Below are 24,577 nucleotides of genomic sequence, written 5' to 3'. Positions count from 1 at the left end.
CGTGCGTACACGCCTTCTTCCGCTGCTCATCGTCCTGATGGCGGCCATCCTGCTCGCTCTGGGCATCCCCCTCGCCGTGAGCCTGGCGGCCGCCCAGCAGCAGAACGTGGTCGTCGACCGCATCGACGACACGGCACGCTTCGCGTCCCTGGCCCAGTTCGTGGCCGACCGCCCGGAGGGGTCACGGATCAGCACCACGGAACAGCGCCGCGAGACGCTCCAGCAGGAAGTCGGCACCTACCACAAGCTGTACGGGATCAAGGCGGGCGTCTTCTACCGCGACCACGGCATCATGGCCAACGCGCCGGGGGACTGGAACATCCCCGGGAAGGGCGAGGTGCGCGCCGCCTTCGACGAAGCGCTCCAGAGCCGCCGCAGCCATGACCCGGCGCAGGTCTGGCCGTGGCAGCGGGACCGGCTCGTCGTCGCGTCCCCCGTCGTACGGGACGGTGACGTGGTCGCGGTCGTGGTCACCGACTCGCCCACCGGGCAGATGCGTTCGAGGATCCTGCACGGCTGGCTCGTCATCGGCGCCGGAGAGGCGGCCGCGATGTTCCTCGCGCTGGGCGCCGCGCTGCGGCTGACCGGCTGGGTGCTCCTGCCCGTCCGCGTCCTCGACGCCACCACGCACGACATCGCGACCGGCCGTCTGAAGTCCCGGGTCGCCGTCGCCGGCGGACCACCGGAACTGAGACGCCTGGCCCGGTCGTTCAACGAGATGGCCGACAACGTCGAGGACGTCCTGGAGCAGCAGCGCGCCTTCGTCGCCGACGCCTCCCACCAGCTGCGCAATCCCCTGTCCGCGCTGATGCTGCGTATCGAGCTGCTCTCCCTGGAACTGCCCGAGGGCAACGAGGAGATCGCCTCGGTCCGTACGGAGGGCAAGCGCCTCGCCGAGGTCCTGGACAATCTCCTGGACCTCGCCCTCGCCGAGCACGCCGAGGTGGATCTGCGGCTCACCGACATCGGAGAGCTCACCGCCGAACGCGTGGCGTCCTGGTCGCCGGTCGCCGACGACAAGGGCGTACGGCTCGTCGGGACCTGCCCCGCCACGACCGCCTGGGTCGACCCCGTCGCACTCTCCAGCGCCCTGGACGCGGTCATCGACAACGCGCTCAAGTTCACACCCGAGGGAGAGTCCGTCGAGGTCGGGGTGGCCTCCAACGGCGAGGTCTCGACGATCGTCGTCGCCGACCGCGGACCCGGCCTGAGCGACGAGGAGCTGACCCGGGTCGGCGACCGCTTCTGGCGCTCCACCGGCCACCAGAACATCAAGGGTTCGGGCCTCGGGCTGTCGATCTCCCGGGCCCTGCTCTCCGCGGGCGGCGGCTCCATCGCTTACGCCCACCACGAGCCGCACGGCCTGAAGGTGACGGTGCAGGTCCCCCGGACGATGCCAGGGGCCTGAGCGGGCGTACAGGGCCCCTGCGGGGCCCGGTCCCAGGCCGTCGGCCGGTCGGGCCCGCCTCGGTCTGTCGTTGGTCGGTCGGGGCCCGCCCCGGTGGAGGCGCCCCCGTCCTCCGGGGCCGACCGCCTAGGGCTTGACCGAGCGGTAGTAGCGCTGCGCGCCCTCGTGCAGCTCCAGAGGGTCGGTGTAGATGGCGGTCCTCAGGTCCACGCGTTGTGCGGCGTGCACCTCGCTGCCGATGCGGTCGCGGCTCCTGATCACGGTCCGGGTCATCCCCTCGGTGAGCGTCGCGTCCGTCCCGGCCCGCGTCACCAGCAGGTTCGCCACCGCCACGGTCGGTACGGCGGCATCGTCGCGGTCCCCGCGATAGGTGTTCGCCGGCATGAGGGCCGACCGGTAGTAACTGGACCCCGCGCCCGGCTCGTGCAGCTTCGTGACCAGGTCGGCGGTGATCGGGACCAGCTTGATGTCGAAACGTTTCGAGAGTTCCGCGACGGCGCCTGTCGGGAGACCGCCGGACCAGAAGAACGCGTCGATCCTGTTCTTTTCGAGCAGGTTCGGCGCCTCCGCGATTCCGGCGGACACCGGCTTGATGTCCGTCTTCGGGTCGAGGTCGGCCGCCGCCAGCACGTGCTCCGCGATCAGGCGCACCCCGGAACCCGTCGGCCCCACCGCCACCCGCTTGCCCTTCAGCGCCGCGATGGAGTCCACGGTGGAGCTACGGGGGACGACCACGTGCACGTAGTCGTCGTAGAGCCGCGCGCAGCCGCGCAGCAGGTCCGCGCCGGGAGCGCGGTCGTTCTGGTACTTCTCGACCGCGTCGGCCGCCGCGATGGTGAAGTCGGCCTCGCCGGTGGCCACCCGCCGCACGTTCTCCTGCGAGCCCTCGCTCTGGCGCAGGTCCACGTCCAGGCGCGGCATGTCCTTGGCGAGCTCCTCCTTCAGCAGATCTCCGTACAGCTGGTACACGCCGGTCGGTGTCCCCGTGCTGATGACGACCCTGCCGCCCGGCGAGCTCTCGCCCAGGGGCAGCAGCCACCACAGGAGCAGCCCGAAGGCCACGAAGGCGGCGGCCGAACCCTGCAGGGCCCGGCGTCTGCCGATACGGGGGAGTGCCTGGAACATGTGCGCGATCCTGCCAGCTCACGGGTCCGGATGACCAGGACCGGGCCCAGGGGGTGCGCCAGGGGCCCCATGGGGCGGGACGTACTCCGGGCACCGCCTACCCTTGTCACATGAGCAGCAGCGACCGGAGCCGGGCAGTGGACCTGACCAGAACGTATGAAGTGCGCACTTACGGATGTCAGATGAACGTCCACGACTCCGAGCGGCTCTCCGGGCTGCTGGAGGACGCCGGCTACGTACGCGCTCCCGAAGGCTCCGACGGTGACGCCGACGTCGTCGTCTTCAACACGTGCGCGGTGCGGGAGAACGCCGACAACCGTCTCTACGGGAACCTCGGCAGGCTCGCGCCGATGAAGACGAAGCGTCCCGGCATGCAGATCGCCGTCGGCGGCTGCCTCGCCCAGAAGGACCGCGACACCATCGTGAAGAGGGCGCCCTGGGTGGACGTCGTCTTCGGGACGCACAACATCGGCAAGCTCCCCGTCCTCCTGGAGCGCGCCCGCGTCCAGGAGGAGGCGCAGGTCGAGATCGCCGAGTCCCTGGAGGCGTTCCCTTCGACGCTGCCGACCCGACGCGAGAGCGCGTACGCGGCCTGGGTCTCCATCTCCGTCGGCTGCAACAACACGTGCACCTTCTGCATCGTCCCGGCGCTGCGCGGCAAGGAGAAGGACCGCAGGACCGGCGACATCCTCGCCGAGATCGAGGCCCTCGTCGGCGAGGGCGTCTCCGAGATCACCCTGCTCGGGCAGAACGTCAACGCCTACGGGTCCGACATCGGCGACCGTGAGGCCTTCAGCAAGCTCCTGCGGGCCTGCGGGAAGATCGACGGCCTGGAGCGCGTGCGCTTCACCTCGCCGCACCCGCGCGACTTCACGGACGACGTCATCGCCGCGATGGCCGAGACCCCGAACGTCATGCCGCAGCTGCACATGCCGATGCAGTCCGGTTCGGACACCGTCCTGAAGGCGATGCGCCGCTCGTACCGCCAGGACCGGTACCTCGGGATCATCGACAAGGTCCGTGCCTCGATCCCGCACGCCGCGATCACCACCGACATCATCGTGGGCTTCCCCGGCGAGACCGAGGAGGACTTCGAGCAGACCCTCCACGCGGTCCGCGAGGCCCGCTTCGCGCAGGCGTTCACGTTCCAGTACTCCAAGCGGCCCGGGACCCCCGCGGCCACCATGGAGGGGCAGATCCCCAAGGAGGTCGTGCAGGAGCGCTACATGCGCCTGTCGGCCCTCCAGGAGGAGATCTCCTGGGACGAGAACAAGAAGCAGGTCGGCCGCACGCTGGAGCTCATGGTCGCCGAGGGCGAGGGCCGCAAGGACGGCGCCACGCACCGCCTCTCCGGGCGCGCCCCCGACAACCGCCTGGTGCACTTCACCAAGCCCGACGCCGAGGTGCGTCCCGGCGACGTCGTCACCGTCGAGATCACGTACGCCGCTCCGCACCACCTTCTCGCCGAAGGCGCCGCCCTGGACGTGCGCCGCACCCGCGCGGGGGACGCCTGGGAGAAGCGCAACGCGGCCGAGGCCGCGAAGCCCGTCGGCGTCATGCTGGGACTGCCGCAGATCGGCGTCCCGGAGCCGCTGCCGGTCGCCACGGGCAGTGGTTGCGGTGTGGACTGACGGCCTGGCACATTACGGGCGGGAAGGAGCATCACGTGTTGCCCTACAGAGTTGCGTTCACCGAAGAGGCTGCCCAGGTACGTGACAGCCTGCCCGCCGACCGGCGTGACGTGCTGGAGCGTGGCCTGGCCATACTGGTGACCGAGCCGCGGCACAAGCTCTCCCACTCCGTTCGCGGCGACGAGTCGACACGTGAGATCGCGTTGTCGCGCAACCTGTTCGTCGAGTACGTGATCAGCGACGGCAAACTGGTCGTTCTGGTCCTCACCGTCATCGACCTCACCGACGTGCTGATCGAGGACTGACACCCGGCCGCCGCGCGGGGTTACGCTGCCGATCATGCTTGTCGCCGCCGCCGTGTGCCCCTGCCCGCCCCTGCTCGTGCCCGACGTGGCCGCGGGGGCCGCGCCCGAACTGGACGCGGCACGTGCCGCCTGTACGGACGCCCTGGGGGTACTGGCCGCCGCCCGCCCGGACCTGCTGGTGGTCGTGGGACCCGCCGGGGAGAGCGGGCGCGGACCGCATCCCGAGGGCGCCCGCGGTTCGTTCCGCGGCTTCGGCGTCGACCTCGACGTGCGGCTCGGCGGGAACGGGACCGAGTCCACCTCCGTGCCCTCCGGACCCGTCCTGCCGCCCTCGCTGGCGGTCGCCGCCTGGCTGCTCGGCCGTACGGACTGGTCCCACGCCCCCGTCGAGGGCCTCGGCGTGGGGGAACCGCTCGCCGCCGAGCGGTGTATCGAAGCCGGGGAGCAGATCGCCGCCCGCGCGAGGAGGGTGGCGCTGCTGGTGATGGGCGACTCCAGCGCGTGCCGCACGCTCAAGGCGCCGGGCTACCTCGACGAGCGGGCGGCGGGCTTCGACGCGGAGGTCGCGCGGGCCCTGGGCACGGCGGACGTGGCCGCCCTCAAGGCCCTGGACGCCGAGCCGGCGTACGAACTCAAGGCCTCCGGCCGCGCACCCTGGCAGGTGCTCGCGGGCGCGGCACAGGGAGCCGGCCTCACCGGCACCCTGCTGTACGAGGACGCGCCGTACGGCGTCGGCTACATGGTGGCGACCTGGTCGTAGCCCGGCCCCCTCAAGGGCCGCGGGGAACGGCGCGATCAGCCACGACGGACCCGCGCCGACGAACGACCCCTGGTGACCCGCATCGCGGCCCGCGCCGGCCGCCCACGTCCGTGAGAACACGGCGGACGGCCCGGAGCCGCAATCGCTCCGGGCCGGTCCGCCGAAGTGTGGTCGCTCAGGACACCGAGGACGGCGCCGGCGGGGGCGACAGCGGCGTCACGCCACCCGTCACTTGCGTGCGCCCTCGCCGACCTCGCTGTCGGCCGCCTTCTCGCTGGACTGCTGCTTGGGGATCTCGACGGCCTCCGACCCGGCCTCACCGGATCCGGCGGACTCCTTCGACGCAGCCGCATCCGCGGTGGCATCCGCGGTCGCGGTCGAGGGGGCGGCCTCGGACCCGTCGCCCGGCCCGGCGTCGACGTCGGCGGAGGTGTCGACGGCCTCGGCTCCGGTCGCGGCCGCCGCTGCGGCCGCCGCTTCCCCGGACTCCGACTCCGACGTCGACTCCGTCGCCGATCCGGCCCCCGCCCGCGTCCCCGCTTCGGAATCGGCCTTCAGGCCGTCGCTCCGCACCTCGGCGGCCGACGCCTCCGCGGAAGCCCCCGCGGACTCCGATCCTTTGGACTCAGACCTCTCTTTGCCAAGAAGCCATGCAAAAACGCCCATTTCGTCTCCATAACCTGCTCGTGTGGGCGAAATTCCGCGTCGCCCGGTGCGTCCCATTGCGTCGCCCGGGGTCACCGGTCCTCGAAACCGGCGGCTGGAACCTCGCAACAGGCAACGACCCCGGACCTGTGCCGTCACGTAGCTCGTTCGAGAAGTGGCCCCGAGGTTTGCGAGACTGTGACGGTGAGTAGAGCAGCTCCCGCTCCGCGGGTCATCGCCGTCGTGGGTCCCACCGCGGCCGGAAAGTCCGATCTCGGCGTCCACCTGGCCCAGCGTCTCGGTGGTGAGGTCGTCAACGCAGACTCGATGCAGCTCTACCGGGGGATGGACATCGGCACCGCCAAGCTGACGCCCGAGGAGCGCGGCGGTGTTCCCCATCACCTCCTCGACATCTGGGACGTGACGGTGACGGCGAGCGTCGCCGAGTACCAGCGGCTCGCGCGCGCCCGCATCGACGCGCTGCTCGCGGAGGGCCGCTGGCCCGTCCTCGTCGGCGGTTCGGGTCTGTACGTCCGCGGTGCCGTCGACAACCTCGAATTCCCCGGTACGGATCCCGAGGTACGAGCCCGTCTTGAGGAGGAGCTCACCCTGCGGGGCTCCGGCGCCCTGCACGCCCGGCTGGCCGTCGCCGACCCCGAGGCCGCCCACGCGATCCTGCCGAGCAACGGCCGCCGTATCGTCCGGGCCCTCGAAGTCATCGAGATCACCGGCAGACCCTTCACCGCCAACCTCCCGGGCCACGACTCCGTCTACGACACCCTGCAGATCGGCGTCGACGTGGCGCGCCCCGAGCTCGACGAGCGCATCGCCCGCCGCGTGGACCGCATGTGGGAGGGCGGCCTCGGCGAGGAAGTGAGCGCACTGGAGGCGCAGGGGTTGCGCGAAGGGCGTACGGCGTCGCGCGCGCTCGGCTACCAGCAGATGCTCACGGCGCTCTCCGGGGAGTGCACCGACGACGAGGCACGGGCCGAGACCGTACGTGCCACCAAGCGCTTCGCGCGCCGTCAGGATTCCTGGTTCAGACGCGATCCACGGGTGCATTGGCTCAGTGGGGCCGCGGCGGATCTCACAGAACTTCCGCAGCTCGCGCTGGCGTTGGTCGAACGACCGGTCACAGCCTGATCACGTCCTGGCATCGGGACGCTCCGGCCGTCATCCGGGCCTCTGAGGCCGTGCCATCATCGAGCTTCGATCGACCAAGTGGAGTCCGAGTGGGGAGGGCGCGTGGCGATGGAGGCCGGCCCTCGTGACACCGCACCAGGCGCGGAGCAGAGCACCGTCACCAGTGGGGTGCACGACGCCGCACAGGACCAGCAGGACCCCGACGGGGACCGGCTGAGCCCGGACGGCCCCGACGAGATCAGCGGCGGTGTCACCGCGGACGGTCCCGAGCCCGATGAGATGTTCCCGGGGCCCGAGGTCGAGGTGGAGCTGCGTCCGCAGCGCCGCATGCGCATCTGGCAGCTCGCTCCCATCGTGAGCCTCGCCGCCCTCGGCTCCCTGATGTTCGCCTTCCCGCTGGCCTTCGACTTCGGCGACAGCGGAGCCATGATCGCCATGCTCGGCCTGCTGATCTGCTCCTGCGCCGCCGGCTGGGGAATGATGGCCGCCCGCCGCGTGGGTTACACGTGGCCCGGGCTGCCGCAGCGCGGTTCCGGCCGCCGCCCCGACTGGCGCGTCGCGATCGCGTACGCCGTCCTCGTCGGCGCGGTCGTGGTGCTCGCCGTGTGGCGCGTGGCCCGCCTGCGCTGAGGCGCTCCGAGGGCCCGCGCGGTGCGCGTCGTGCCCCCGTACGGTCGGCCCGCCGGATCGGCGGCCGGGCTGTCGCCCCGACACGCTCGCCGGACCGTCGTACCGACCCCTTACGATCGAACGATGAGCACGCGGATCGCCTTCCTCAAGGGGCACGGGACCGAGAACGACTTCGTGATCATTCCGGATCCCGAGAACACCGTCGACCTGCCCCCGGCCACCGCCGCCGCCCTGTGCGACCGCCGCGCGGGCATCGGCGGGGACGGCCTGCTGCACGTCGTACGGTCCGCCGCGCATCCCGAGGCCCGGTCGATGGCGGCCGAAGCGGAATGGTTCATGGACTACCGCAACGGCGACGGCTCGATCGCGGAGATGTGCGGCAACGGAGTGCGTGTGTTCGCCCGCTACCTCCAGCGCGCCGGACATGTGGCCGAAGGTGACATCACGGTCGCCACACGCGCGGGCGTGAAGAGCGTCCACCTCGCCAAGGAGGGCGACGTCACCGTCGGCATGGGCAGGGCGATCCTCCCCGAGGGCGACGTCACCGTGACCGTCGGCGAGCGCAGCTGGCCCGCGCGCAACGTGAACATGGGCAATCCCCACGCCGTCGCTTTCGTGGAGGATCTCGACCACGCCGGAAATCTGTACACCCCACCGCCGTTCAGCCCACTGTCCGCGTACCCGGACGGCGTGAACGTCGAGTTCGTCGTCGACCGTGGCCTTCATCACGTTGCTCTGCGTGTCCACGAGCGGGGCTCGGGCGAGACCCGCTCGTGCGGCACGGGCGCGTGTGCCGTGGCCGTGGCGGCGGCACGCAGGGACGGCGCCGACCCCACTGTGACCGGCACCCCGGCCACATACACCGTCGATGTGCCCGGTGGCCGGCTCGTGATCACCGAGCGCCCCGACGGCGAGATCGAGATGACCGGGCCCGCGGTGATCGTCGCAGAGGGTGAGATCGACACCGAATGGCTCGAAAACACGACCCCCTGAACCTTCGCTCGAATGGGTGATCCGTTTCACGCTCGGCGAGAGGCGGTCGGTCGGGCGTGATGGGCTCGGTAGCATCAAGGACCGGCCCGGACGGGGGAACGACGCCATCCCCAGAGCCGCGTACGCCATGGGGCGCCCCGTCCGCCGGTCAACGCAGCCGGAGGTGCCCATGAGTGCGGAGGCCACGAACCCCGCGACGCCCGGCCCCATCACGCCCGCGGTACAGCGCAGGCGGGGCCGCCCCCGGATCGATCTGCGGCGCCTCGGCCGGGCCGCTCTCCTGGGGCCCACGGCCCGCGACCGGCTGCCCGACGCGATCGGCCATGTGGTCGAGGCCCACCGGGCCCACTACCCCGACGCCGACCTGGACCCGCTGCGCCGCGCCTACGTCCTCGCCGAGTCCTCGCACCGCGGCCAGATGCGCAAGAGCGGCGAGCCGTACATCACGCACCCGCTCGCCGTGACGCTGATCCTCGCCGAACTCGGCGCGGAGACCACGACGTTGACCGCCTCCCTGCTCCACGACACCGTCGAGGACACGGAGGTGACGCTCGACCAGGTGCGCGAGGAGTTCGGCGAGGAGGTCCGCTATCTCGTCGACGGCGTGACGAAGCTGGAGAAGGTCGACTACGGGGCGGCGGCCGAGCCCGAGACCTTCCGCAAGATGCTCGTCGCCACCGGCAGTGACGTGCGCGTGATGTCGATCAAGCTCGCCGACCGGCTGCACAACATGCGCACCCTCGGAGTCATGCGTCCCGAGAAGCAGGAGCGCATCGCCAAGGTCACCAAGGACGTCCTGATCCCGCTCGCCGAGCGCCTGGGCGTCCAGGCGCTCAAGACCGAGCTGGAGGATCTCGTCTTCGCGATCCTGCGCCCCGAGGAGTACGCCCACACCCGCGAGCTCATCGTCAAGAACTCCTCGCGCACCGACGACCCCCTGGCCGAGATCGCCGAAGAGGTGCGCGGGGTCCTGCGCGAGGCCGGCCTGCAGGCCGAAGTCCTCATCAGGCCACGGCACTTCGTGTCCGTGCACCGCGTCTCGCGCAAGCGCGGCGAGATGCGCGGCGCCGACTTCGGCCGCCTGCTGGTCCTCGTCAACGAGGACGCCGACTGTTACGGGGTCCTCGGCGAACTGCACACCTGCCTCACCCCGGTGGTCTCGGAGTTCAAGGACTTCATCGCCGTTCCCAAGTTCAACCTGTACCAGTCGCTGCACACCGCCGTGGCCCGCCCCGACGGGCAGGTCGCCGAGGTCCTCATCCGTACGCACCAGATGCACAAGGTCGCCGAGGCCGGTGTCATCGCGCTCGGCAATCCGTACGCCACTCCCGCGGATCCCGCCGAGGAGCAGACCGACGGCGACGGCTCCCGTCCCGCCGACGGGGAGCGCGCCGACCCCACCCGTCCCGGCTGGCTGTCCCGTCTCCTCGACTGGCAGGAGGCCGCGCCGGACCCCGACACGTTCTGGTCCACGCTCCGCGACGACCTCGCCCAGGACCGGGAGATCACCGTCTTCCGCCCCGACGGGGGCACGCTCGGGCTGCCCGCGGGCGCCAGCTGTGTGGACGCCGCCTACGCCCAGTACGGCGAGGACGCGCACGCCTGTATCGGCGTCCGGGTCAACGGCCGCCTGGCGAGGCTGAGCACGGTCCTGAAGGACGGCGACACGGTCCAGCTGCTGATGGGCCAGGACCCGGCCTCGGAGCCCTCCAGGGAGTGGCTGGAGCACGCGCACACGCCCGTCGCGCGGATCGCCATCACCCGCTGGCTGGCCGCGCACCCGGCGTCGGACACCGCGTCCGAGGCCCCCGCCGAGACCCGCCGCCCGTCCGCGGACGGGCCCGCCGCCCGTCCGGCCGCCGCGGACGTCGTCGTCGACCGGCCCGGCGCGACCGTACGCGTCGCGGGCTGTTGTACGCCCGTACCGCCCGACGCGATCACCGGGTTCTCCGTACGCGGGGGAGTGGTGACCGTGCACCGCGTCGAGTGCGCCGCGGTGGAGCGTATGAAGAGCGCGGGGCGCGCGGAGGTCGACGTGCGCTGGGGTGACACCAGCGAGTGCCGCGTCACGCTCTTCGCCGAGTCCTTCGGCCGGCCCCATCTGCTCGCCGACCTCACCGAAGCCATCGCCCTTGAGGGCGTCGCCATCGTCTCGGCGACCGTCGAACCGCCCAGCCAGCAGCGCGTACGCCACACGTACACGCTCCAGCTCCCGGACGCCGCACACCTCCCCGCCCTCATGCGAGCGATGCGCAACGTCCCGGGAGTCTTCGACGTAAGCCGAGCCCACCACCAGTCGACGACTCCGTAGAGCCCCATCACCCCTCGCACCCATGGGCCGTAGGCCCTAGGGGCGCGGGGAACGGCGCAATCTTTTGTCTTTAGGGGCGCGGGGAACGGCGCAGTCTTTCGTCTTTAGGGGCGCGGGGAACGGCGCAATCGGTTGCCTTCAAGGGGCGCGGGGAACGGCGCGACCAGCCACGACGAACCCGCACCCGACAACCAACCGCCCCCGGCCAGGGGACTGGTGGCCCCAAATAGTCACACGAAGGGGCCGTCCGAGTGGCCCCCATGCGAGTCGGCACCGCCGACCCCCCACGCGCTGATAGCCGTGGTCCATGCTGCGCACCCGCACAACGCCCCCCGCAACCCCCCACACCGGGCCCCCCGGCCCCGACGCCTCCCGGCGACGACGGCTCAGGACCGCACTCATCGCCTCCGCCGCGTCCGTCTGCCTCATCGCCGCGAGCGCCCCCGCCCCCTCACCGCTCGGTATCGGCGACCGCCTCTTCCCCCACCTGGGCAACCCCGGGTACGACGTCACGGCGTACGACCTGGCCTTCACCTATTCCGGCAGCAACACCGAGCCCCTGCCGGCCGTCACCGTCATCGACGCCCGCACGACGGACTGGCTGGAGCAGATCAATCTTGACTACTCGCACGGAACGGTGCGATCCGTCGAGGTGGACGGTGAGCCCGCGGAGTTCCGGAGCGCCGGCGAGGACCTGGTCGTCACACCCGACGAATCCCTGCCGCCGGGCATCCCGGTGCGGATCACCGTGCGCCACGACAGCAACCCGGTCTCCACGAAGGACCAGCAGAGCGGCTGGGTGCCCACCAAGGACGGGCTCGCGATGGCCAACCAGGCCGACGCCGGACACCGCGTCTTCCCCGGCAACGACCACCCCTCGGACAAGGCGATGTTCACCATCCGGGTCACCGCCCCCGACGGCTACACGGCCGTCGCCAACGGTCTCCCCGTAGGACAGACCCGCCGCGCCGCGGGCACCACCTGGACCTACCGCACCGAGCACCCCATGGCCACCGAACTGGCCCAGGTGTCCATCGGCCGCTCCTCCGTGGTGCGCCGGAACGGCCCCGACGGCCTGCCCGTACGCGACGTGGTGCCCACCAAGGACCGCAAGGTGCTGGAACCGTGGCTCGCGAAGACGCCCGACCAGATCGCCTGGATGCAGGAGAAGGTCGGCGACTACCCCTTCGAGACGTACGGGCTGCTCATCGCCGAGGCACGTACCGGATTCGAACTGGAGACACAGACCCTGTCCCTCTTCGAGAGGGAGCTCTTCACCCGGTCCGAGTACCCGAAGTGGTACGTCGAGTCGATCATGGTGCACGAGCTGGCCCACCAGTGGTTCGGCGACAGCGTCTCCCCGCGCACCTGGTCCGACCTGTGGCTCAACGAAGGACACGCCACCTGGTACGAGGCCCTCCACGCCGAGGAGAAGGCCGACCGGCCCATGGAGGCCCGGATGAAGGCCGCCTACCGGTCGTCCGACACCTGGCGCAGGGCCGGCGGCCCGCCCGCCGCCCCGAAGGCGGCCGAGCCCGGCGAGAAGCTCAGCATCTTCCGGCCGAACGTCTACGACGGCAGCGCCCTCGTCCTGTACGCGCTGCGCGAGGAGATCGGCCGGCCCGCCTTCGAGCGGCTGGAGCGCGCCTGGGTGAGCACCCACCACGACGGTGTCGCCGACACGGCGGACTTCGAGCGCCTCGCCACGGGCATCGCCGGCCGCGACCTGAGCGGCTTCTTCAAGGAATGGCTCTACGCGGAGAAGACCCCGCCCATGCCGGGACACCCCGACTGGCGCAGTTCGGCGCCCGCCGGGAAGAGCGCGAAGCGCGCCCGGTAGCCCCCGGCAAGGCCCGGGAATTCGAGTGACGAGACGGGGCGTGCCGTGCGAACATCTTCACGTCGACGACACTTCAGGTCGGCGGCACGGCCCTTTGGCCCCGGGCGGGAATCTCCCGGCGGCCCCGGACGTTCTGCTGAGTGACGGGCGGAGTCCGTCACCTCGGTAACCCATCGACGTAAGGACCCAATGACCTCCTCTTCTTCCCCTTCCCAGGACACCCAGAGCGTTGAGCAGAACCACCCCGACGGTCTTCGGGCCGATGCCCTGATGGAAGAGGACGTCGCCTGGAGCCACGAGGTCGACGGAGAGCGGGACGGCGACCAGCTCGACCGTTCCGAGCGTGCGGCCCTGCGCCGCGTCGCGGGACTCTCCACCGAGCTTGAGGACGTCACCGAGGTCGAGTACCGACAGCTCCGTCTGGAGCGGGTGGTCCTCGTCGGTGTGTGGACCTCAGGGACCGCGACCGACGCGGACAACTCACTGGCCGAGCTGGCCGCCCTCGCGGAGACCGCGGGAGCGCTCGTGCTCGACGGAGTCATCCAGCGCCGGGACAAGCCGGACGCGGCCACGTACATCGGTTCCGGCAAGGCCAACGAGCTGCGGGACATCGTGCTCGAAACCGGCGCGGACACCGTCATCTGTGACGGTGAGCTCTCGCCGGGCCAGCTCATCCACCTCGAAGACGTCGTCAAGGTCAAGGTCATCGACCGTACGGCCCTGATCCTCGACATCTTCGCCCAGCACGCCAAGTCCCGGGAGGGCAAGGCGCAGGTCGCTCTCGCGCAGATGCAGTACATGCTGCCGAGGCTCCGCGGCTGGGGTCAGTCGCTGTCCCGTCAGATGGGCGGCGGCGCGGGCGGCGGTCTCGCCACCCGTGGTCCCGGTGAGACCAAGATCGAGACGGACCGGCGCCGTATCCGCGAGAAGATGGCGAAGATGCGCCGGGAGATCGCGGACATGAAGACCGGCCGCGACATCAAGCGCCAGGAGCGCCGTCGCAACAAGGTGCCCTCGGTCGCGATCGCCGGCTACACCAATGCCGGCAAGTCCTCGCTGCTCAACCGCCTCACGGGCGCGGGCGTACTCGTCGAGAACTCGCTGTTCGCGACCCTCGACCCGACCGTGCGCCGGGCCGAGACCCCGAGCGGGCGGCTGTACACGCTGGCGGACACCGTCGGCTTCGTACGGCATCTGCCGCACCACCTCGTCGAGGCGTTCCGCTCCACGATGGAGGAGGTCGGCGACTCCGACCTGATCCTGCACGTGGTGGACGGTTCGCACCCGGCGCCGGAGGAGCAGCTGGCCGCCGTGCGCGAGGTCGTCCGTGACGTGGGCGCCACCAAGGTGCCCGAGATCGTGGTGATCAACAAGGCGGACGCGGCCGACCCGCTGGTGCTCCAGCGGCTGATGCGCAACGAGAAGCGTTCCATCGCGGTCTCGGCCCGTACCGGCCAGGGCATCGCGGAGCTGCTCGCGCTCATCGACGTCGAACTGCCGCACCCCTCGGTCGAGCTGGAGGCCCTCGTGCCCTACACGCTCGGCCGGCTCGTCGCGCGGGCCCACTCCGACGGTGAGGTCCTCTCCGAGGAGCACACCCCGGAGGGCACCCTGCTGAAGGTGCGGGTGCACGAGGAACTGGCGGCGGAGCTCGCTCCGTACGTCCCGGCTCCCGCGGCCTGATCACCGCAAGCCGACAGAAGGCCCGCCCCCTCTCGCAGGGGGCGGGCCTTCGTCGTACGTGCTGACGCGTGCGGTGCGGGCAGGTACGGCGGCTACTTGGCGCCGTACTCCTCGCTCATGTTGTCGTAGATGGCCTTCGCGCCCTTGCCCAGCTGCGGGCCCGCCAGCCAGGTGCTGTCGGTCGGGCCGATCGACGTGTTCGAGACGAGCACGGTCCTGCCGTCGACGACGCGGAACCAGCCGCCGCCGGACGAACCACCGGTCATCGTGCACCCGATGCGGTACATGGTCGGCAGCGCCGGGCTGAGCGAGAGCCGGCCCGGCCGGTCGACGCACCTGTGCATGATCAGACCGTCGAACGGTTGCGCGGCCGGGTAGCCCCAGGCTCCCATCGTGCCCGCGTTCGCGACGGCGGGCGTGGAGAAGTCGACGTCCAGCGCGGTGCCGACCGTCTCCTCAAGGGACTTGGAGCCGGACTCCGGCTTCACGTGCAGTACCGCGTAGTCGTACGGGGCACCCTCGCCGCCCGACTCAGAGCCGCCCGCGATCCATTCGTCGGAGGTCGAGGCCCAGTCCGCCCAGAACTGGCCGTACGGGGCGATCTCCTCCTGCGTGGCGTCGCCCAGCTCGGCCTCGGTCTTGCCGAGGTCGTTGTAGGCGGGCACGAAGGCGATGTTGCGGTACCAGCCGCCGCCACCGCCGGCGTGCACACAGTGGCCCGCGGTCCACACGAGGTTGGACTTGCCCGGGTTGCGCGGATCCTTCACGACCGTCCCGGAGCAGACCATCGAGCCCTCGGGGGAGTCGAAGAAGACCTTCCCGACCGGGGCGGCGTTGTCGTGGTACGGAGTCTTCTCACGCGCCGCGGTGACCGGGGCGGGCGCCGGGTCGCTGACGCCCTGCTCGGCCGCCGCGTCCTTCGTGGAGATCGTCTTGGCCGGGTCCTCGGCGGACGTCATCCGCTCGGGCTTCCAGAGGCCCTCGATCACCGGGTTGACGAAGTCCTGGGCCTCACTGAGCCACTTGTCCCTGTCCCAGTTCTTCCACTCGCCGTCCTTCCAGTCGTCGACATCGATGCCGTGCTCCTTGAGCCTGTCGGCGATGTCGGCCGGAATTTCGATCTTGTCGGAACCGGAGGACTCGGAACCCGTGGCAGCCGGCTTGTCGGCGGCCTTGTCGTCCTCCGAGTCACAGGCGGTGCCGGTCAGTGCCAGGGCCGCGGCGAGTCCGGCGGCGGCGATGAAGCGGCCCCGCCCGCGACTTTCCGCGAAGGACGGACGTGTGGAACGCATGGTGTTGTCTACCCCCGATAGAACGTGCTTCTCTCTCATGCGGCTCAGGCACATACGGGTCGGCCGCGGAGAACACCGATGAGGCGCTCCGCGGTGCCCGTGCCACCGCGACATCCCACTATGCCCGGGGAGTCGGGGACGAACGGCGGCCGAGCGGTGAAAATTTCCGTGAGGCCCACCCTGCCGCCGTCCGTCCCCCTGCCGCTACCGCTGCGCCGCGTACTTCTTGCTCACCGCGTCGTAGATCCCCTTGGCCTCCGAGCCCAGGTGCGGACCCGCCAGCCAGCCCGCGGTCACCGGGCCGATCGAGGTGTTGGAGACCAGCGCGGGAGCGCCGTCCGAGCCCGTGGCGACCCAGCCGCCGCCCGAGGAACCACCGGTCATGGTGCATCCGATGCGGTACATCGTCGGGTTGGACCTGACGATCGAGAGCCGGCCCGGCTTGTCCGTGCACTGGTACATGGTCTCCCCGTCGAACGGCTTCGCCGCCGGGTAACCGGTCGCGGTGATGTCCCCGACCTCGGACACGGCCGGGGCGTTGAAATCGACCGGGAGCGCCGAACCGACCGTCTCCTCCAGGGACTTGCCGTCCCCGCCCTTCTCCGGCGTCACATGGATGACGGCGAAGTCGTGCGAGGCACCGTCGCCGCCCGTCGGGCCGCCCTGCTCGATCCACTGGTCCGAGGTCTGCGCCCAGTTGCCCCACCAGACACCGTACGGAGCTACCTGCTCCTTGGTCGCGCCCGCGATCTCGGTGGCCGACATGGCGCTGTCGTTGTACGAGGGCACGAAGGCGATGTTGCGGTACCAGCCGCCCTTCGCGCCGGCGTGCACACAGTGGCCCGCGGTCCACACGAGGTTGGACTTGCCCGGGTGGGCCGGGTCCTCGACCACGGTCGCCGAGCAGACCATCGTGCCCTCGGGGGAGTCGAAGAACACCTTGCCCGCCTCGGGCACGTTCTCGTGGTAACCCGCCGGAACGGCCTGCGCCTCCACGGGCGCCGGCTCGGGGTCGGTCACGCCCTGGTCACCCGACAGGTCGTTCTCGTCGACACCCTTGCCCTGGTCCGGGTCCTCGGCCTCGCGCATACGGTCCGGGTCCCACAGGTCCTTGATGATCGGGTTGATGTAGTCGCCTGCCTCGCGCAGCCAGTCGTCCTTGTCCCAGTTCTTCCACTCACCGCCCTTCCACTTGTCGATGTCGATCCCGCGCTCCTTGAGCCGGTCCTTGATGTCGTCCGGGATCTGGATCTTGCCGTCGCCGACCGAGGCGGCCGATGTCTGGGCGGCGGCGTCGGCGTCCCCACCGGAGTCGCATGCGGTGGCGGTCAGCGCGAGCACGGTGGCCAGCCCGACCGCGGCGAACACGGGGGAGGTTCTGCGGCGCGGGCTCCCCCCTCGACGGGCGGTGAAGAGCGGGCGTATCGGTCGCATGGTGTGACTCCCCCTGGAGGTGAACGAACAACTCTGTGCTGCCACATGGGACTTCGCACGGATCCGGGGACCCGTACGTACCCGATGTGGACCGCGGGCGCTGATCAGCGAGGACCGCCGAACGGCACCACAGACTATGCCGTTGCTGTGGGGGACTTCCGACGGGCCCGCAACGGTTCCGTCACGGCGTGGATCTCAAGTCCGCCGTTGCCCCGCGCGGTCCTCGTCGTTGGTACGTACGGGGGACGTTCCGGCTGCGTTCATCCCTCTGCCGCCTCCCATCGGGCGGACCGGCAACTCGCCCCTGGACAGCGTGGACAGCGGGAGGACGACAGACGTGGCTGTGACGGAGTCCGCGCCCGAGGCGGCGCCCGCGACGCAGGAAGCGGCGGGCGCGCGCACGCGGCATGAGAACGGGACGGCGCGCACGGCGCACGAGAACGCGCGAGCGCGCGCGGCGCAAGAGGGCATCCTGCGGCGGCAGTCGGCGCGCGAGTCGGCGGCGCGCACCTACGCGCGCGCCCTGCCGATCGTCCCCGTGCGGGCGCGCGGACTGACGATCGAGGGCGCCGACGGAAGCCGCTATCTCGACTGCCTCTCGGGCGCGGGCACGCTGGCCCTCGGCCACAACCACCCGGTCGTCCTGGAGGCCATCCGGAAGGTCCTCGACTCGGGGGCCCCGCTGCACGTCCTCGACCTGGCCACACCCGTCAAGGACGCCTTCACCACCGAACTGTTCCGCACCCTGCCGCCCGGCCTCGCCGACCGCGCGCGCGTGCAGTTCTGCGGTCCCGCCGGTACGGACGCCGTGGAGGCCGCGCTGAAACTGGTGCGCACCGCGACCGGCCGCAGCGGGATTCTCGCCTTCACCGGCGCCTACCACGGGATGACCGCGGGGGCGCTCGCGGTATCCGGAGGCGCCCCCGACGTACGGGTGACGCGCCTGCCCTATCCGCAGGACTACCGCTGCCCGTTCGGCGTCGGGGGCGGCCATGGGGCCGAACTCGCCGCGCGCTGGACGCGGTCCGTCCTCGACGACCCGAGATCCGGGGTGCCGAGACCCGCGGGCATGATCCTCGAACCGGTGCAGGGCGAGGGCGGAGTGATTCCGGCCCGCGACGACTGGATGCGGCGGATGCGGGAGATCACCGAGGCACGCTCCATTCCGCTGATCGCCGACGAGGTGCAGACGGGGGTCGGGCGGACCGGCACCTTCTGGGCGGTCGGGCACAGCGGCGTCACACCCGACGTGATGGTCCTGTCCAAGGCCATCGGCGGCAGTCTGCCGCTGGCCGTCGTCGTCTACCGCGACGACCTCGACGTATGGGAACCGGGCGCCCACGCCGGCACGTTCCGCGGCAACCAACTCGCCATGGCCGCGGGCGCCGCGACCCTCGCGTACGTCCGGGAGAACGGACTCGCCGAGCGCGCCGCCGCGCTGGGCGACCGCATGATCACCCAACTCCGGACCCTGGAGACCGACTTCGGCTGCGTCGGGGAGGTGCGTGGCCGAGGCCTGATGATCGGCGTCGAGTTCGTGGACCCCGAGAAGCCGTCCGCGGATCCCGGAGGACCTCCTCCCGCCGCGCCCGCGCCGGCGGCCGCGGTCCAGCGCGAATGCCTGCGGCGCGGACTGATCGTGGAACTGGGCGGTCGGCACTCCAGCGTGGTGCGGCTGCTCCCACCGCTCACGATCACCGACGAGCAGGCGACGGCGGTGCTCGACCGGCTCGCGGACGCGGTGGCGGAGGTGGCGGCGACGCAGGTGGTGCCGGCGACGGAGGCGACAGCGGAGAGGGCGAAGGCGCCCACCGGCCCACGCGTCACGGACGCCCGACGACCGCCGTCCGAGCACCTCGTACGGACCGAGCGCACCGCGTATCCCGACCGGACTGAGCACCCGGAGCGGACCGAGCATGTCGAACAGGGCGAGCGCGCCGGGTAGGGCGGCCTGCTCGTTGGAGGGCCTGGGCCGGGGTCCGGAGGTGGACGTCTCCCCGGCCGCAACCGCCAGGCATCACCGGGCCGCACCCACCGCCTCCCCGCCCCGACCAGGAAACGAACAGGTACCACCTATGCCGGAACAGCCGCGTTTCGTCGCCGTACGAACCTGAACCACCCCCGAGGAACCCTCTTGAACGCTAGCCCCGCACCCGACGGCAGCCCCCACGCCCACGAGCGAGCAGCCCGCCGCACGCAGGTCTCGCAAGGGCAGGAGGCCGAATCGGTCCCCCGGCAGAAGGGAGGGTCCGGGAAATCCGAAGCGCTGTTCGGCGCCACCACCGATCTGCTGGAACACCCCGACCCGCACACCGCCGCCCAGGCCGCGGCCGTGGAGAACCTGCTGCGCTGCTGGGTACGCGAGCACGACCTCGCCGCTCCTGCCGACGGCGCCCTGCGCATTCCCCTCCCGGCCAGTGGCACGGCCCTTGTCGTCCCGGTCCAGTACTGGTCCCCCACGGGGTGGCACCGGCTGGGCCCTCCCCATCTCTCCGGCGCCCCGGACCAGGCACCTCCCACCGACGCCGTCACGCTCGCCGCCCTACTGGGCCGCGAGACCCCGATGCAGGGGCCCCCGACAGCGCCCGCCGGCTCCGCCCCGGCGCACGTGTCCACTGAGGCGACCACCTCCGTCGCCCCGGGGGCGGCCGTCGGGCCCCAGGCCCCGATCGACGGCGGTGACCTGGTCGGCCGGGTCGCGGACTCCCTGCGACGGACCGTCGTGTTCATCACGGACCGCAGGGAGAACCCCGCCGACGGCCCCGACCTCTTCCTCTCCGCAGAACAGTCACTGCTGCTCGGCCATCCGCTCCACCCCACCCCGAAGAGCCGCGAAGGACTCACCGGCGTCGAAACCCGGCTCTACTCGCCCGAGTCGCGCGGCTCGTTCGTCCTGTACTGGATGGCTGTCGCCCCCTCCGTTCTCGCCACCGACTCGGCGTGGACCGAGCGAGGCCGGCCCGTACCCGCGCAACAGCTGACCTCCCGGCTCGCCGGCCCCGGGATGCGCCTGCCCGACGGCCATGCCGCGCTGCCGATGCACCCCTGGCAGCTCCGAGAAGTCCTCCGGCGCCCGGAGACCGCGAAACTCCTGGACGCCGGACTGCTTCGGGACCTCGGCCCCCACGGCTCCCCGTGGCACCCCACCTCCTCCGTGCGCACCCTCTACCGCTCCGGTGCGCCCGCGATGCTGAAGCTGTCGCTGGGCCTGCGCATCACCAACTCCCGCCGGGAGAACCTCCGCAAGGAATTCCACCGAGGGGTCGAGGTCCACCGCCTGCTGCGGGCCGGTCTCGCCGAACAGTGGCAGGCGGTCCATCCGGGCTTCGACATCGTGCGCGACCCCGCGTGGCTCGCGGTGAACGACCCCGACGGCACCCCGGTGACCGGCCTCGACGTGATGATCCGCCACAACCCGTTCACGCCGACCGACGACGTCTCCTGCATCGCGGGGCTCGTCTCGCCCAGGCCCTGGGTGACGTCCACCACGCAACGGCACCCCGAGCCGAACAGGTCCACGACCCGGTCCCGGCTCACCGAGATCGTCACCCGGCTCGCCGGACGCACGGGCAGGCCGCGTGGAGCCGTCGCCGCGGAGTGGTTCCTGCGCTACCTCGAACACGTCGTCCGCCCCGTCCTCTGGCTGGACGGCGAGGCCGGCATCGCGCTGGAGGCGCACCAGCAGAACACCTTGATCCTGCTGGACCGGGACGGCTGGCCCAGGGGTGGCCGCTACCGCGACAACCAGGGCTACTACTTCCGCGAGTCCCGGCGCGCGGAACTGGACAAGCGACTGCCCGGCATCGGCGAGCGCAGCGACACCTTCGTCCCCGACGCGGTCACCGACGAACGGTTCGCCTACTACCTCGCCATCAACAACGTGCTCGGCCTGATCGGCGCCTTCGGCTCCCAACGCCTCGCCGAAGAGCGCCTGTTGCTGGCCGCCTTCCGCCGCTTCCTCACCAACGTCGCCTCCGGTCCTGCCCGGCTGCGAACCACCCTGCCCGCCCACCTGCTCGACTCACCCGTCCTGCGCTGCAAGGCCAACCTGCTGACCCGGCTGCACGGCCTCGACGAGCTCGTCGGCCCGGTCGACACCCAGTCCGTCTACGTCACCATCGCCAACCCCCTTCATTCCTGAGGAACATGCCCCACCCCGTCTCCTGAGAGGAGCGTCGCCGTGCCTCCCACCGATGCGAGCACCGACGCCGACGTCGACGCAGATGCCGACACCGCCCACCGCACCGGCGCCCGTAGCGATACGGGTCCTGCCGCGGACGTCGAGGACACCCTCGACCTGCGCCTGCCCGACGAACTCCTCGCGCTCTTCGCGAAGAACGCCCAGGCAGCCGGAGCAACCGGCGCGGCGGGAGCAGCGGGAGCAGACGGAGCTGCGGGAACGGCTGAAGCACCCGGAGCTGCGGGAGCGGCCGCAGCGGCCGGGGGCGCCGGATCAGCCACGGCGTGGAGCGAGCGGAGCGGCGGCGAACACCGCGACTGGCAGCCAGGTGGCGGGGGCGGTGGCGGGCGCGGCGGCGGGGGTGGCAGTGAACGGGACGGTGGGAGGACGCGCCCGGCGGAGTATGAGGTGCGGGCCGCCCCCGCCGGTGATGACCTGCTCGACCGCGTCGGTGACTGGGGGCGGACAGCCACTCCCGTGGGCGTCTTCCACCTGATCCCCGTACACGTCGACCGTGACCTTCCGCTCATCAGCCGCTGGATGAACGACCCTGCCGTGGCCGCCTTCTGGGAGCTCTCCGGCCCCGGGACGGCGACCGAGGACCATCTGCGCGCCCAGCTGGACGGCGACGGACGCAGCGTCCCCTGTCTCGGCATGCTGGACGGCACACCGATGAGCTACTGGGAGATCTACCGCGCGGATCTCGACCCCCTGGCCCGCCACTACCCGGCCCGCCTCCACGACACAGGGATCCACCTCCTCATCGGTGGCGTCGCCCATCGCGGGCGGGGACTCGGCACGATCCTGCTCCGTGCCGTCTCCGACCTCGTCCTCGACCGGCGCCCCTCCTGCGCACGGGTCGTCGCGGAGCCCGACCTTCGCAACACCCCCTCCGTGTCCGCCTTCCTGAGCGCCGGATTCCGGTTCTCCGCCGAGGTCGATCTGCCCGACAAGAAGGCAGCCCTCATGGTCCGGGACCGGGCCCTGCGCGATCTGTTGTAGCGCCGTCGCTCCCAGTACACCGCTCGTCCCCATCAGGTTCCCAGCCGAGGAGTCCCTGTGCCGAACTCGTCCGCCGCCCCGGCTCCCGGAGAGCCGTCACGCCTCTACGGTCCGCCTGAACTGAGCCCGGCACGATGGGAGGAAGCGGGGCGCCGCCTGCTCGCGAAGATGATCGGCGAGTTCGCGTACGAGGAGATCCTCCGGCCTGAGCCGGCCGTGCACCGTACCGGCACCACGGCGGCGGCCGGTTCTCCTTCCCGTCCCTCCGGCGCCGCGGCGCCCGTCGCGTCCCAGGGCACCAGAGGAGACGATTCGCCTCCCGTCACGGACGCCCGCAGACCGCCGACCTCGCCGTCCGTCCTCGGGCCACAGGACTCGGGCGAGCGCTCCTACACACTCCGCCTCGACGCCGGTGGCGTCCTGGCCTTCCGCGCCCGCCGCGGCGCCTACGACAGCTGGCGAGTGGACCCGTCGTCACTCACCCTGACCGAGGGAGCCGGCGGAGCCGCACGGCCCGCCGCGACCCCGCGCACCACCGCCCCCGTGGAACCCGTCGGCCCCGGCGCAGTCCCGCATCAGCGGCCCTACACCGACCCTCTCGACTTCCTCACCCGCGCCCGTGCCGCTCTCGACCTCGACGGCGCCACCCTCGGCCACGTCATCCGCGAGCTGTCCACCACACTCGCCGCGGACGCCCGGCTGGACCACACCGCGCTCCCGGCCGCCCGCCTCGCCGATCTCGGATACGCGGAGCTGGAAGGCCACCAGACAGGTCACCCCTGGATCGTCCTCAACAAGGGCCGGCTCGGCTTCTCGGCCACGGACGCCGCCCAGTGGGCGCCCGAGGGGCGAAGGGCGACAGTCCTGCCGTGGATCGCCGTGCACACCTCGCTCGCCACCTACCGGGGCGTTCAGGGTCTGGACAGCGCGGACCAGCTCTACGCGCGCGAGCTCGACCCCGCCGTCCGCACGTCCTACGACACGGCACTGCGCGCGCGGGGGCTCACTCCGGAGTCGTACCTCTATCTGCCCGTGCACCCCTGGCAGTGGAACGACGTCGTGCTGCCGCTCTTCGCGCCCTCCGTCGCCGCGGGAGCCATCGTCCCCCTGCCCCCGGACGGCGACCTCCGTCTGCCCCAGCAGTCGATCCGCACGTTCCTGAACACCTCCCGTCCGGACCGGCACACCGTGAAACTGCCGCTGTCCGTGCTCAACACCCTGGTGTGGCGCGGGCTCCCGACGGAACGGACGCTCGCGGCCCCCGCCGTCACCGCCTGGATGCACGGGCTGCGCGACACCGATCCCTTCCTGCACGACACCTGCGGGGTGATCCTGCTGGGCGAGGTCGCGTCCGTGACGGTCGGGCACCCCGTGTACGACGCGCTGCCGGAAGTCCCGTACCAATACAAGGAACTGCTCGGCGCGATCTGGCGCGAGCCGCTCTCCCGTCACCTCGCGCCCGGCGAACGCGCCCGTACGCTCGCCGCCCTCCTGCACACCGACCCCGAGGGCCGTGCCTTCGCGGCGGAGCTCGTCGAGCGCTCGGGCCTCGAACCCCGCAGCTGGCTGCGTTGCCTCTTCACCGCGCTGCTGCCGCCCCTGCTGCACTTCCTCTATCGCTACGGCACTGTGTTCAGCCCACACGGCGAGAACGCGATCGTTGTCTTCGACGACCATGACGTACCGGTGCGGCTCGCGGTGAAGGACTTCGTGGACGACGTGAACGTGAGCGCCGAACGGCTCCCCGAACACGCCTCCATGCCCGACGACGTACGGGCCGTGCTGCTCACGGAACCGGCCGCCTTCCTCACCCAGTTCATCCACTCCGGGCTCTTCGTCGGAGTCTTCCGCTACCTGGCCCCGCTGTGCCAGGAGCAACTGGGCGTCTCCGAGGACGAGTTCTGGTCACTCGTCCGGGCAGAGATCCTCCGGCACCACAGGCGCTTCCCGGAGCTCAAGGACCGCTACGAAACGTTCGACCTGCTCACTCCCCGTATCGAGCGGCTCTGCCTCAACCGCAACCGGTTGCACCTCGACGGCTACCGGGACCGGCCGCAGCGCCCGCACGCCGCCGTGCACGGGACCGTCCCCAACCCGCTGCACCAGTCGTGACCCCCCACCGCGTCCCCCGCCAGGTCACCGCCCGTGCACGCGTCCTGATCACGTCCCCCTCCGCCGCCGCGATCACCCGGTTG

At 71.4% G+C, this 24,577-nt stretch carries 18 protein-coding genes; 14 read left to right on the top strand and 4 right to left on the bottom strand.

Annotated features, from left to right (window positions below; translation table 11 throughout):
- The first annotated feature begins 1 nt into the window (after position 1).
- Complete coding sequence (locus OHS59_RS13060) at positions 2-1,408, top strand: sensor histidine kinase (RefSeq protein ID WP_328493583.1); 1,407 nt, start codon at positions 2-4, stop codon at positions 1,406-1,408.
- Positions 1,409-1,534: 126 nt separating this feature from the next.
- Here the strand turns inward: OHS59_RS13060 and OHS59_RS13055 are convergent, their stop codons facing one another.
- A complete protein-coding gene (locus tag OHS59_RS13055; RefSeq protein WP_328493582.1) occupies positions 1,535-2,533 on the bottom strand; it encodes a TAXI family TRAP transporter solute-binding subunit in 999 nt (332 codons plus the stop codon).
- A 110-nt stretch (positions 2,534-2,643) separates the two neighbouring features.
- On the opposite strand from OHS59_RS13055, the gene miaB reads away from it, so the two are divergent.
- Genes miaB through OHS59_RS13040 form a run of 3 tightly spaced genes read left to right on the top strand, consistent with a single transcriptional unit; the run spans position 2,644 to position 5,229 of the window.
- Positions 2,644-4,164, top strand: a complete 1,521-nt coding sequence (gene miaB, locus OHS59_RS13050; protein ID WP_328493581.1) for a tRNA (N6-isopentenyl adenosine(37)-C2)-methylthiotransferase MiaB — start codon at positions 2,644-2,646, stop codon at positions 4,162-4,164.
- Positions 4,165-4,199: 35 nt separating this feature from the next.
- Positions 4,200-4,469: a hypothetical protein gene (locus OHS59_RS13045; RefSeq protein WP_328493580.1), complete on the top strand. Its 270-nt coding sequence runs from the start codon at positions 4,200-4,202 to the stop codon at positions 4,467-4,469.
- 34 nt (positions 4,470-4,503) lie between these two features.
- On the top strand, positions 4,504-5,229 hold the full coding sequence (locus OHS59_RS13040; RefSeq protein WP_328493579.1) for a class III extradiol dioxygenase subunit B-like domain-containing protein: 726 nt from the start codon (positions 4,504-4,506) through the stop codon (positions 5,227-5,229).
- 228 nt (positions 5,230-5,457) lie between these two features.
- Here OHS59_RS13040 and OHS59_RS13035 read toward each other — a convergent pair whose 3' ends face one another.
- The gene (locus OHS59_RS13035; RefSeq protein WP_328493578.1) at positions 5,458-5,802 is read right to left on the bottom strand and encodes a hypothetical protein; all 345 of its coding nucleotides are present in this window, start codon (positions 5,800-5,802) and stop codon (positions 5,458-5,460) included.
- A gap of 276 nt (positions 5,803-6,078) precedes the next feature.
- On the opposite strand from OHS59_RS13035, the gene miaA reads away from it, so the two are divergent.
- The 6 genes from miaA to hflX all read left to right on the top strand — a co-directional run bounded on the left by miaA (position 6,079) and on the right by hflX (position 14,474).
- Complete coding sequence (gene miaA / locus OHS59_RS13030) at positions 6,079-7,017, top strand: tRNA (adenosine(37)-N6)-dimethylallyltransferase MiaA (protein ID WP_328493577.1); 939 nt, start codon at positions 6,079-6,081, stop codon at positions 7,015-7,017.
- A 108-nt stretch (positions 7,018-7,125) separates the two neighbouring features.
- Positions 7,126-7,647 (top strand): hypothetical protein, encoded by a 522-nt coding sequence (locus OHS59_RS13025; RefSeq protein WP_328499182.1) that lies wholly within the window; start codon positions 7,126-7,128, stop codon positions 7,645-7,647.
- Positions 7,648-7,770: 123 nt separating this feature from the next.
- On the top strand, positions 7,771-8,640 hold the full coding sequence (dapF, locus tag OHS59_RS13020; RefSeq protein ID WP_328493576.1) for a diaminopimelate epimerase: 870 nt from the start codon (positions 7,771-7,773) through the stop codon (positions 8,638-8,640).
- A 169-nt stretch (positions 8,641-8,809) separates the two neighbouring features.
- Entirely contained in the window at positions 8,810-10,951 is a 2,142-nt protein-coding gene (locus tag OHS59_RS13015) for a RelA/SpoT family protein (protein ID WP_328493575.1), read from the top strand.
- A gap of 307 nt (positions 10,952-11,258) precedes the next feature.
- Complete coding sequence (locus tag OHS59_RS13010) at positions 11,259-12,791, top strand: M1 family metallopeptidase (protein ID WP_328493574.1); 1,533 nt, start codon at positions 11,259-11,261, stop codon at positions 12,789-12,791.
- A 189-nt stretch (positions 12,792-12,980) separates the two neighbouring features.
- Entirely contained in the window at positions 12,981-14,474 is a 1,494-nt protein-coding gene (gene hflX, locus OHS59_RS13005) for a GTPase HflX (RefSeq protein WP_328493573.1), read from the top strand.
- A 92-nt stretch (positions 14,475-14,566) separates the two neighbouring features.
- Here hflX and OHS59_RS13000 read toward each other — a convergent pair whose 3' ends face one another.
- Together OHS59_RS13000 and OHS59_RS12995 are read right to left on the bottom strand one after the other, a co-directional pair.
- Complete coding sequence (locus OHS59_RS13000) at positions 14,567-15,766, bottom strand: trypsin-like serine peptidase (protein WP_328493572.1); 1,200 nt, start codon at positions 15,764-15,766, stop codon at positions 14,567-14,569.
- 204 nt (positions 15,767-15,970) lie between these two features.
- On the bottom strand, positions 15,971-17,200 hold the full coding sequence (locus tag OHS59_RS12995; protein WP_328493571.1) for a trypsin-like serine peptidase: 1,230 nt from the start codon (positions 17,198-17,200) through the stop codon (positions 15,971-15,973).
- Positions 17,201-17,537: 337 nt separating this feature from the next.
- Between OHS59_RS12995 and OHS59_RS12990 the strand changes: the two genes are divergently transcribed.
- From OHS59_RS12990 to OHS59_RS12975, 4 genes are all read left to right on the top strand, one after another.
- A complete protein-coding gene (locus OHS59_RS12990) occupies positions 17,538-19,145 on the top strand; it encodes a diaminobutyrate--2-oxoglutarate transaminase family protein (protein WP_443061431.1) in 1,608 nt (535 codons plus the stop codon).
- Between the two features lie 189 nt (positions 19,146-19,334).
- Positions 19,335-21,341: an IucA/IucC family protein gene (locus OHS59_RS12985; protein ID WP_443061430.1), complete on the top strand. Its 2,007-nt coding sequence runs from the start codon at positions 19,335-19,337 to the stop codon at positions 21,339-21,341.
- Positions 21,342-21,380: 39 nt separating this feature from the next.
- Complete coding sequence (locus tag OHS59_RS12980; RefSeq protein WP_328493570.1) at positions 21,381-22,382, top strand: GNAT family N-acetyltransferase; 1,002 nt, start codon at positions 21,381-21,383, stop codon at positions 22,380-22,382.
- A gap of 168 nt (positions 22,383-22,550) precedes the next feature.
- Positions 22,551-24,494, top strand: a complete 1,944-nt coding sequence (locus tag OHS59_RS12975) for an IucA/IucC family protein (RefSeq protein WP_443061628.1) — start codon at positions 22,551-22,553, stop codon at positions 24,492-24,494.
- Positions 24,495-24,577: the final 83 nt, after the last annotated feature.

It is taken from the genome of Streptomyces sp. NBC_00414 (genome assembly GCF_036038375.1).
Taxonomy (GTDB): Bacteria; Actinomycetota; Actinomycetes; order Streptomycetales; family Streptomycetaceae; genus Streptomyces.
Note: the sequence above shows the minus strand (reverse complement) of the source record. Positions and strands in the feature narration are given on the sequence as shown.

What these genes read in the sequence shown, in the direction of transcription:
- OHS59_RS13010 (WP_328493574.1), top strand. Translation starts at nt 11,259, where the DNA reads ATGCTGCGCACCCGCACAACGCCCCCCGCAACCCCCCACACCGGGCCC.
- hflX (WP_328493573.1), top strand. Translation starts at nt 12,981, where the DNA reads ATGACCTCCTCTTCTTCCCCTTCCCAGGACACCCAGAGCGTTGAGCAG.
- OHS59_RS13015 (WP_328493575.1), top strand. Translation starts at nt 8,810, where the DNA reads ATGAGTGCGGAGGCCACGAACCCCGCGACGCCCGGCCCCATCACGCCC.
- OHS59_RS13000 (WP_328493572.1), bottom strand. Translation starts at nt 15,766, where the DNA reads ATGCGTTCCACACGTCCGTCCTTCGCGGAAAGTCGCGGGCGGGGCCGC.
- OHS59_RS13055 (WP_328493582.1), bottom strand. Translation starts at nt 2,533, where the DNA reads ATGTTCCAGGCACTCCCCCGTATCGGCAGACGCCGGGCCCTGCAGGGT.
- OHS59_RS13025 (WP_328499182.1), top strand. Translation starts at nt 7,126, where the DNA reads ATGGAGGCCGGCCCTCGTGACACCGCACCAGGCGCGGAGCAGAGCACC.
- OHS59_RS13040 (WP_328493579.1), top strand. Translation starts at nt 4,504, where the DNA reads ATGCTTGTCGCCGCCGCCGTGTGCCCCTGCCCGCCCCTGCTCGTGCCC.
- OHS59_RS12975 (WP_443061628.1), top strand. Translation starts at nt 22,551, where the DNA reads ATGATCGGCGAGTTCGCGTACGAGGAGATCCTCCGGCCTGAGCCGGCC.
- OHS59_RS12995 (WP_328493571.1), bottom strand. Translation starts at nt 17,200, where the DNA reads ATGCGACCGATACGCCCGCTCTTCACCGCCCGTCGAGGGGGGAGCCCG.
- miaB (WP_328493581.1), top strand. Translation starts at nt 2,644, where the DNA reads ATGAGCAGCAGCGACCGGAGCCGGGCAGTGGACCTGACCAGAACGTAT.
- dapF (WP_328493576.1), top strand. Translation starts at nt 7,771, where the DNA reads ATGAGCACGCGGATCGCCTTCCTCAAGGGGCACGGGACCGAGAACGAC.